The sequence below is a fragment of the Bradyrhizobium sp. Mp27 genome (genome assembly GCF_029953005.1).
In the GTDB taxonomy this organism is placed as follows: domain Bacteria; phylum Pseudomonadota; class Alphaproteobacteria; order Rhizobiales; family Xanthobacteraceae; genus Bradyrhizobium; species Bradyrhizobium barranii.
In genome coordinates this window covers 1-9,146 of sequence record NZ_JASAUS010000217.1, presented here as the reverse complement: position 1 = coordinate 9,146, position 9,146 = coordinate 1, and the positions used below count along the sequence as shown (strand labels likewise).

6 protein-coding genes are annotated in these 9,146 nt (G+C 57.5%); 1 reads left to right on the top strand and 5 read right to left on the bottom strand.

Annotation, left to right across the window (positions count from 1 at the left end):
* Positions 1-324: 324 nt before the first annotated feature.
* On the top strand, positions 325-792 hold the full coding sequence (locus QJT78_RS45600; RefSeq protein WP_018647484.1) for a hypothetical protein: 468 nt from the start codon (positions 325-327) through the stop codon (positions 790-792).
* A 543-nt stretch (positions 793-1,335) separates the two neighbouring features.
* Here QJT78_RS45600 and QJT78_RS45595 read toward each other — a convergent pair.
* The 5 genes from QJT78_RS45595 to QJT78_RS45575 form a co-directional block, all read right to left on the bottom strand.
* Positions 1,336-2,013, bottom strand: coding sequence for a 2OG-Fe(II) oxygenase (locus tag QJT78_RS45595; RefSeq protein WP_014497804.1), 678 nt, complete (start codon positions 2,011-2,013; stop codon positions 1,336-1,338).
* Positions 1,998-3,149: a GFA family protein gene (locus QJT78_RS45590; RefSeq protein WP_014497805.1), complete on the bottom strand. Its 1,152-nt coding sequence runs from the start codon at positions 3,147-3,149 to the stop codon at positions 1,998-2,000. Before QJT78_RS45590 ends, QJT78_RS45595 begins: the two co-directional genes overlap by 16 nt.
* 1,211 nt (positions 3,150-4,360) lie before the next feature.
* A complete protein-coding gene (locus QJT78_RS45585; RefSeq protein WP_011084835.1) occupies positions 4,361-5,227 on the bottom strand; it encodes an electron transfer flavoprotein subunit beta/FixA family protein in 867 nt (288 codons plus the stop codon).
* A 517-nt stretch (positions 5,228-5,744) separates the two neighbouring features.
* Entirely contained in the window at positions 5,745-7,562 is a 1,818-nt protein-coding gene (gene nifA / locus QJT78_RS45580) for a nif-specific transcriptional activator NifA (protein ID WP_035680130.1), read from the bottom strand.
* Between the two features lie 183 nt (positions 7,563-7,745).
* Positions 7,746-8,582 carry an SDR family oxidoreductase gene (locus tag QJT78_RS45575; RefSeq protein ID WP_011084833.1) on the bottom strand — a complete coding sequence of 279 codons (837 nt, stop codon included), beginning with the start codon at positions 8,580-8,582 and terminating at the stop codon, positions 7,746-7,748.
* Between the last annotated feature and the right edge of the window lie 564 nt (positions 8,583-9,146).

The following is a 9,146-nucleotide window of genomic DNA, read 5'->3' as shown; positions in this document are numbered from 1 at the left end:
TTCGCGGTTGAGGTGATGGGGTTGGCTTCACAACCGAATCCTACGCAGCATCAGCGCTTTACACCACGCTCGCCAGCCTCTCAGGCGCCCTCTCGCGAATAAGACGGGCTAATCGCATTGCACGTCCTGCTTGGCCGATTTGCGACGCCTACGTTGAAACTCGACAATACGATGGGCGATTGCACTCGCTGGCTTGGGTTTATGCGAGTTTCACTATGAAATAAGCGGCCCCAAAAGACCGCACTTTGCCGGCACGTAAATTGCTGCATAGGAGCAGGAGTTGCCGCAAAGAACGCGGCCGCAGCAGCTATCTTCGGAGCCCCAATGAGGCTGATCCGATTGATCTTGTTCGACTTGGCTTTGATTCTGCTTGCATCTGGAGTTGCAAAAGCCATGAATGTGGCCGCTGGCGCAAGTTCCGCATTTGTCAGGCAGACTGCTCTGCGCGAGGTGGCACCGAGCTCCAAGCATGGTGGTCCCTACTACAGCCAAACGCCGCTCGTTCCCGGGCAGCCGCCGGACAACCCCGGTCGGGACCAGCTGGCTGACAATTCCGCGGGGATGCAACCCAGCTTTGGATGTGTGGTCCGTGAGTCCCGACGCCCGACTAGCTATATCTTCGATAGCACTGAGAGGCTCAATCTCCCGCCCCGCGTGATGCCGTCGATCTGCAATCCTATCGCCTCGCCTCTCAGCCTCCTACCTGCGGGCAGCGGAATGGTCATCATGGCCTTTGCGACCACTCTCCTCGTGATTGTGGTGATTGTGGTGGAAATATTCGGCCCATTGTAACGGCGTGAGGCCCCAACCGCTCCCCTTTCGGCGCCCGCGATACAGCTCGGCATGAGCGGATCCGTGGAGGAGGAACGATGGCAAATACCATGCTCGAGCCAGTAGCAAGGTGATCGTCGCGTCGAGGTGATCACTGGGATCGTCGCCGACGATGGACGGGCGAGGAAAAGGCCCGGATCGGGGCGCAGAGCTTGGAGTAACAATGACACGACCAAAGCGATCACTTCATCGCCACAGCCAAGCCCTAGATCCACAGGCTTGTGCTGGCCTGCCTGCTGGATCATCTCGCCAAGCGCGTCCACGAACTCACGCCCGGAATTGGTAACCTCAGAACGTCGCTCATGCCCCATGAGCGAGGTCGGCCATCCGCTCAAGACGCCCAACTAGGGGCCGTCACCGGACGCGTACGATCAATGTAAGCCATCGCTTGCGACCAGACTCGTGTCGGACCTCACGAAGGACCCGCAAGATGGGAAAGCCATCAATTCCCCGGAGAGCTCGCTCAGCCCACGATTTGCAGAGACCCATACCAGGCGCGGCACGCTAGGGCCGAGCGTTAGAACCCTCGATGATCCGGCGGTTCACGCCGCTGCGTTTTGAACAGAAGTATACGAGGGATCGGCGCTCCCCGCTTGATACCGGCTTTACCTCATGCCGGACCTTACAGGTTGTGACAAGCACAGCGCCAAATGGCGGCCGGAATACGTGTTGTTCGTACCCGGTTGGATATACCACGAATTCACCGCCGTCGAAGTCTCTCGCTAGCTGCACAATCACCGAGTACTCGAAATCCGGATCACTCGCCGCATCCAAATGAATGCCGATAAAGGACCCCGGCGGCATACGATGCATCTGGCATCGGCGAACCACGTAATCTGCGGATGCTCCGAAGATCTTTCTTAGCGCGAAGCTGCGATCTCTACTTTCGAGCAGCTCCATGATCTGACCCGAAGCAGTACCACTCACGTTGCTAGGCGCGTGGCCGGGCGGGTCTACCCTCACGCGCTGGACAAAGACGCTGTGCAAGTCGCCCGCATCTCCCTCCCGCACTTCTTCTTCCGGAATCTCAGCCTGCAGCTGATCGATCCTGGCTATGTCGTCTTGAGTGAATAACATTTGCGGGGCGATTACGACGGACCCCTTTACTAGCAGCTCAATCCGGTACTTTGTCAGGACTTCTTCTGAAAGAAGACAGGATTTATCTTTCATTGCGCGCGCCATTCGAGCTCACTCCTTTGATCTTCGAAGCATGACTCCGGGTCCTGCTGCATTGACAGGAATGCTTGCTCCCAATGCGCGCCATCGAACTCAGATATTCTTAAGTGCTCGATGGTCTTTCTATCCAGACATCGGATATTTACGCTGTACCCGGAGGGATTCGACCTCGGCCTATAGAATGGCTTTACGCCACAAAGCCGGCAAAACGTGTGCCGCGCAATATTCTTATTGAACTGGTATGTCGTGAGGAACTCTTCGCCGCACTCAATGCGCAGCTTATCGCCAGGTACGAGCAAGTGGACAAATCCAGACATTTGACAAATTGAGCAATTGCATCGAACTGCAGAGAGCTCTCGAGGTGCATTGACGTAGAATTTGATAGCGCCGCAATGACAACGGCCATGATGTTGCATCTCGGAGTGATCATCTCCCGTACGCGCCGCCGTTCCGAGCAGATCGCGACACCACTGGACGCTGAGCCGATAGGCTCGGCCGAATTCATTCAAAAAGCGATCATTAAGGCCAGGCTGCACAAGTTCACCAATCAGCCGGCCTGTCATTTCTCCGTGGTACTTCTCCGCGGGATCTTCTCCGCCGACATGGCCGCGAAAATACTCAAGATCGTCCGGCCGCGCCTTGAAGGTTTTGACCAGAGTGGTCCACAGCGACTGGATCATGTCTGCAGCATGGAGCTCAAAGGCGACCATGTAGGCGCAACGAACCAGGGGGTCTTTCGATGACAATCCGGCATAGAGAGAATGCAGGTACTGCTTCGTCCTGTCGCTATAGTTGGGCCTTATCGCTCTGCCGAGTAGTCGTGCAGCATCCTTTCTCAAGAGGTTGGAGTGAAAGTTTTCTGTCAAAAGAATATCGGGCAACGCCGCCTTGCCGCCCCGGAGAATCCCGCCATGGCCACCGGTCTCATCCCAGCAGATAAAATTCGCGACCACGCTGGTCAGTTCAATGTCCCTCCCAATGTCCCGATTTTGATGCATTGCATCGAATATGAGGTCCCTTTGCGACCCTGCCTGCAGGTACGGGAACGCCTGTGACATCGCTAGGTATTCAGGCAGCAGGCTGGCGACCTGGTCTCCGGACATCTGGGAGGCGAACGGATGCGGGCCGAACAAGGCTCGCACTCGCTCAGTCAAGTACTCGCAGGATAACTTCGGAGGCTGATCCGGTGCAAATCGAGACGCTTGAGATATCATTTGACTCCCTGCAGATGAGAAGCGAAACGGTCCTTGACGAAGCTACCTTCATGTCCGGGCCGACTATTGACCGCGCTGAGTTCATTGGCTTCAAAGGGCCTAATGTTGCGTTCACCTTTCACGCAAACTTTCGTCGTTCTCCTGGCCACGGCAGATTGCGGTCTTCTCTGTCCTGGTCATGCGCATCGAAGGGACTTCGTTCATTGAGGGAGCGGCGAGGATCCGGTTGGCTTCCAGTCCAGCAGCAATCCGATGCCGCAATGGCAGCCACGGCGAGCATGCGCGCGGAGAATCGTCTTGGATACTTCGCCGCGCATGCCATTCTGATGCTAATGCCGCATGCGCGAATGACACGCCTAGTCGCGCGGTGCAGCTTTGGCTGCCTGAGCAAATGAATGAAGCCCTCGCGGTTGCTGCTGCCGCCATTTCATCGAACCGCTGTCAACTTGGTACAGCATTGTAAAATCCAATTCGTGCCTACCGACCTCACAGGGCCTCAGGTCGTTCGTGGCATGCCGCTCGCCTGTTCTTCGCATTCGCGGTTACCCCCTCTTAATTTTTACTGGCTAACAGCAACCATCATGCCAACTCTTGAATTTGCTCCGTCAGATTCCGAAGAAGCTGGTATAACACTTGTGACCTATCCTCATAGCAAGTGCATAGCACTTGAGAGGCTGCGCACCGCCGTCAGGAACGAAACAGCGGCTGTTCACATACACACGGCTGCTGAATTGGCGGATTGCTTCAAAGGCGCCGCATAGGTTGGCTTTGCTCCTTAAAGCCAGCGACAGGGCTTTGGACGTGCAGACGGCAGCGCTAGCATGGTGACCCGGGTTGCTGACGTATTCCGTCTTTGCTCGCGACCGGTACGGAGGAAGCAATGGTCTTCCACGGTCGAACACGACAAAACGGAAGATCTGAAATATGCGCAGGCCTGTTTGGCCGTGCCCCGGCAATCCTGGGCGGCTCCGGACTCGATCGTAGCGATAACGTGCTCTACGGAACATGCGGCCTCAGCCGATGGCGAGATCGACGGATGGCATAGCAAACTCTTATGGTAGCTTACCGCGTTGCACAACGACATGTTGCGCTCTCGTCGACTCGGGTGCGAGCGTTGATACATTTCTTGGAGCGCGTTGCTAACATTGCCCGGACAGTCCAGATCGGGCGTCACGAGCAAGTGTCGCCAGATCGGTTTCGAGCTTCGGTTGATTCAAGAAGATTGCGTCTATTAGCGCCTGCGCCGGCTGCTCGGCGGACTCAACCAGCGCCGCCCTCTCGGCCCGCGCAGGGGGAGCGAACACACGTTTGACGACAGTCGGCGAGCCCTTGAGCCCACATTTGGAGATGTCTTCGACACCTGCATCTTGCGCGCTCCATTTCACGATTTTGGCTCGCGCGGCACGCAAGGCATCCGCCATCGCGCCTCGCCGAATCTGATTCGTCGCCTCAAGCATGGTGATGAGGCAGGGCAACCTAGTGTGCAGAACCTGCACACCGCCTTCCGAGCGCCGCTCCGCTTCAATTGTTTCATTGGCGACGTCCACGGATCTGACCTTCGCAACGTAAGTTAGCTGCCCTACGCCCAGTCGCTTCGCGATGCCAGGACCAACCTGCGCTGTATCGCCGTCGATGGTCTGCTTTCCCGTGAAGATGAGGTTTGCCGGACCATATTCCTTGCCAATTTTCCGGATCGCTGTTGCAAGCGCATACGTAGTGGCCAGCGTATCCGAGCCCGCAAAGCAGCGATCAGTAAGTAGGACGGCGCGATCAGCACCATAAGTCAGCGCCTTTCGCAACGACTCCTCTGCCGATGGCGGCCCCATGGTAAGCACGGTAATTTCGCCACCGAACCGATCGCGCAGCCCCAGCGCGGCCTCGAGCGCGAATAGGTCATACGGGTTGATGATGGTCGGCACTCCCTGACGCATGATTGTATTGGTCACGGGGTGCACGCGGATCTGCGCCGAGTCCGGAACTTGCTTGATGCAGACAATATTATGCAAGGTGTTGCTCCTAAAGTTACGTCAGCTGGGAAGAGAACAGCAAGTGTTGTACCATCCCCGCCGCTTGGGACCGCTCGCTGTCACAAGGCTTAAGACCGGGTAGTGCGCCCTCTCTACCCCGCGCTTCCTGAAAGGGATGCCGGCACAAAGCAGGCTCGGACAGCGCTGTTTCGCAGCACCACGCTGGCAAGTGGCGGCGGGACTGCTTGCGGATTGACTGCCGCTAATCCCCTGCAGGCCCGGACCGGTCGAGGGTCATTAAGCATTGCGTTCGCCAATCCGGCTTGATTGAGATAAGGATGATAGCTCTTTGCATTTCGAGCAACCGGCGGTTCGCGATTGTGCGACTCGCAAGTGAGGCTCTCCGCCCCATCTGTCGCTGAATAGTTGAGCCCTTCTCGGGGTCGTGGCAAGCCGACGCCCCCGGCGGTCCATTCCCCTCAGATTGCTAGATTAACTACGCGGACCGTCTTCACTTATCGATTTGGCGGAATCAGTCCAGGCCGATGCGGGGCGCTCAGAACCGCTTTATCTCGATTCCGTATTTCCTCAGCGCGTAGCCGACTTGGCGCGGGGTTAGCCCGAGTAGGCGCGCTGCCTTGGCCTGCACCCAGCCAGACTTTTCCATAGCCGCAACGACCCGCTCGCGATCAGCCATTCTCGCACCACTAACGAGAACTGTGCCGGAAGGTGCCAATGAGCCCGGTTCGCAGACAGCCTGCGGCGGAGGGGCCGTTTCAGCCAGCGGGATGATGGACTTTGCAGGCACCGGTTGCATCGGTGCCGCCGGGTCTGTCTTGCCATACGATGTGCTTTTCCAAAGCGTCGTGGAAAGGCATTGGCCTTGGCTGCATGCAAAGTCACTTCTTACAATCGATGATCCGGCACTGAGTGTCGCGGTCCGCTCGATGCAGTTCTCGAGTTCGCGGACATTTCCCGGAAATTTACAGCTCATCAGTACATCGATCGCACTCGCCTCCAGAGTAAGAGAGCGGCCGTTCTCGCTGTTAAACTTTCTGAGGAACTCTCTTGCGAGCAGCGGAATATCACTGCGTCTTTCGCGAAGCGGCGGCAACAACAAGGGAACTACGCTAATACGATAGTAGAGGTCCGCGCGGAATTCGCTCCTTGCCACAGCCTCTTCAAGGTTCCTGTTGGTCGCAGCTATCACCCGAACATCGACTTTAATCGTGTGATTGCTGCCGACGCGCTCGAACTCCTGCTCTTGCAGAACTCGCAGCAACTTCGCCTGGAACGGAGGTGAGATCTCTCCGATCTCGTCAAGAAATAGCGTCCCTTTGTCAGCAAGCTCGAAGCGCCCCTTGCGGGCGCTGACAGCACCGGTAAAGGCACCTTTCTCATGGCCAAACAATTCCGATTCCAGGACCGTCTCGGGGAGCGCCGCGCAATTCAGCTTAACGAACGGCCGCTTAGCACGAACGGACGACTCGTGAATGGCCTTGGCTACCAGCTCCTTCCCGGTACCGGATTCGCCACGCAGCAGAACCGTGCTGTTTGATCTGGCTACAACGACAATCTTCTCAAGCAGTGCGCTCAGCGCCGGGCTGTCGCCAATGATCCCGTGTGCCTGAAGCTGCTTGCGCTCGCGAGCGGGCGGCCCACGATCAACTGTCTGTTTCTCTAGCCGGTCCTTGTCCACCAACGATTGTTCGCGATCGCCGGCGAACAAGCGATGTAACTTGATCGTTTGTCCTATCACGTTCGCGACCATGGCGAGCAGCCGCGCATCGTACTCGAGAAGACTTGAACTGCCTTCCGGGATACGGTCGATCGTCAGCGTACCAACGACCGTCGAATCAACGCGAATCGGGACCCCGATGAACGCTACCGGTATACTATCAGAGGCGCCGAGAACCTCCCGGTCGGCAGCGCTGAAGGCCGTCTCGGCGGCTACATTCTCGACCATAAGAGACCTGCCTGTCGCTACGATCTCGTGGATTGCTTTCTGCGGCACGCACGTCCGGTAACGTTCGTCAGTGCCTTCGCTCCAGCCGGCGCCAACTGTAAGTTCTGGAACGCCGTCATCGTTGAACAGCGAGACGAGGCCGTGTCGCATCTGCACAAACGATTGCAGAAGACCGAGAACGTTGGCCAAGGTGACTTCGAGCCGGCCGGGAGCATTTAGTATTTTCGATATTTCGTAGATGCCGGCCAGCGCGCTCTCATGCGACGGCTCCCCCGGGGGGGCACGCTCCGGTTCCGGCTGCGAGGCAGGTCTTTCGCTCGAGGAGGGGATATGCAGCATAAGCCTGTCTCCGTTTCCTTGATCATCCTCCCTGGACCCATGTCCGGATTGGCGAGGTTCGTTTTGCATGTCACTCTCGATCTAGCGCCAAGTGTTGACGAGATGACATCGAACCGTGACACTTTTTCATGGCACGACAGTAAACTTGCCGTGTGCCTTCGATTCATTTTCTGTTGATTGTATGCGCGTGGTCAGCGGAGAACGTGAGTCCGTTGGGAAGCTCAAGTCAGCTTCGCCGCCGGGCCGGCCGCTTCACAGATGCTGGCCACCGTTGATCGGCACCTCGGCACCCGTAACATAGCTCGCCGCATCCGAGCATAGGAAGAAGATGACCTTGGCCACTTCGTCCGGAGTACCCACTCTGCGCAGCGGGATACTTGCCACGACGCGCGCTTCCGCGTCGGGCGACAGCATGTCGGTCCTGATTTCGCCGGGCGCGATCGCATTGACGCGAATGCCATGCGGCGCATAGTCGTGGGCCAATTCGCGTGTGAGGCTCGCAAGCGCAGCTTTCGAGGTCGCATAGGCGCTACCGGCGAATGGGTGCACCCGCGAGCCCGCGATTGAAGTCACATTCACGATCGATCCTGACGCGGCTCTTAGCTCATCAAACAAACCCTGCGCCAGCAGGATCGGAGCCACCAGATTAAGATGAAAGACCCTCATCCAGGTATCGGTTGAGGTGGTCAACGATGTCATCCGATCGCCTGTGGGCGTTTTCGGCGACACACCCGCATTATTCACCAGCGCGTGCAAGGGCGCACCGGCCAAGCGTTTCTTAACCTCGGTGATTGCGCGCGGCAGCATTCGATGATCGCCGAGGTCGACCTGGAAATGATCGTCATTCCCAGCCTCCCAGGGGCATCGCTCGCCGTCGAACGGTTGGCGTGCGCAAGAAATGATGCGCCAGCCTGCCTCCGAGAATAGCTTGGCAGTGGCATGGCCAATTCCGCGCGATGCCCCGGTGAGTAACATCACCTTCGGTTCTCCACGATCAACGCGCGCATTAACGGCGTCAACGAGGCGATCCAAATGTGCTTCGGGCAGCGGACCTCGGATCAGATTGTCATTTGGCAGATCGAGACCCACGGCCGCCTCCTCTACTTTTGCGCCCGCGCACGCGTAGCAGGATTTGCGCCACTGCGATGTACGTAAATGCGCTTCCGTTTTGCGTCCTAATGTCGCGCACGCGGAATGCTTGGCGCATTCAAGACAGCGGAGGTGAGCTTTCTGACAGCGATGGTGACTCTGCTACGTAAGTTCGCGAGCACTCGCCCGCTTCATGAAAGGGCTACCCAGCCCGCGTTCGCTTTCACGATCGCACAACCGTACGAGCCTGCGGCTGGCCGGCGCCTCTCGTCGAAGTCGAAAAATGCCCGGGGATAACGGCCACGGCCATTAGCCGCCCCAACATAAAACTGATGTACCAAGCTTGCACGTTAGATTCGTCGGCGGCCACTTTTGATCTATCGCGCCATGCTCTGAGCGGCACTGGATTTCGCGGCGCTAGTTCCAAGCATGAGCTGGCGAGCTGAAATGTTCATCGTAAGCGGAGCTTTTCTCCCATTTGATTGACTGGTTTCGCTTCGGCTTTCGCTCTGCGATCCTTGGCTTGTCAGAGAGCCGAGAGGAGACTGAAGGCGATGGAACAAT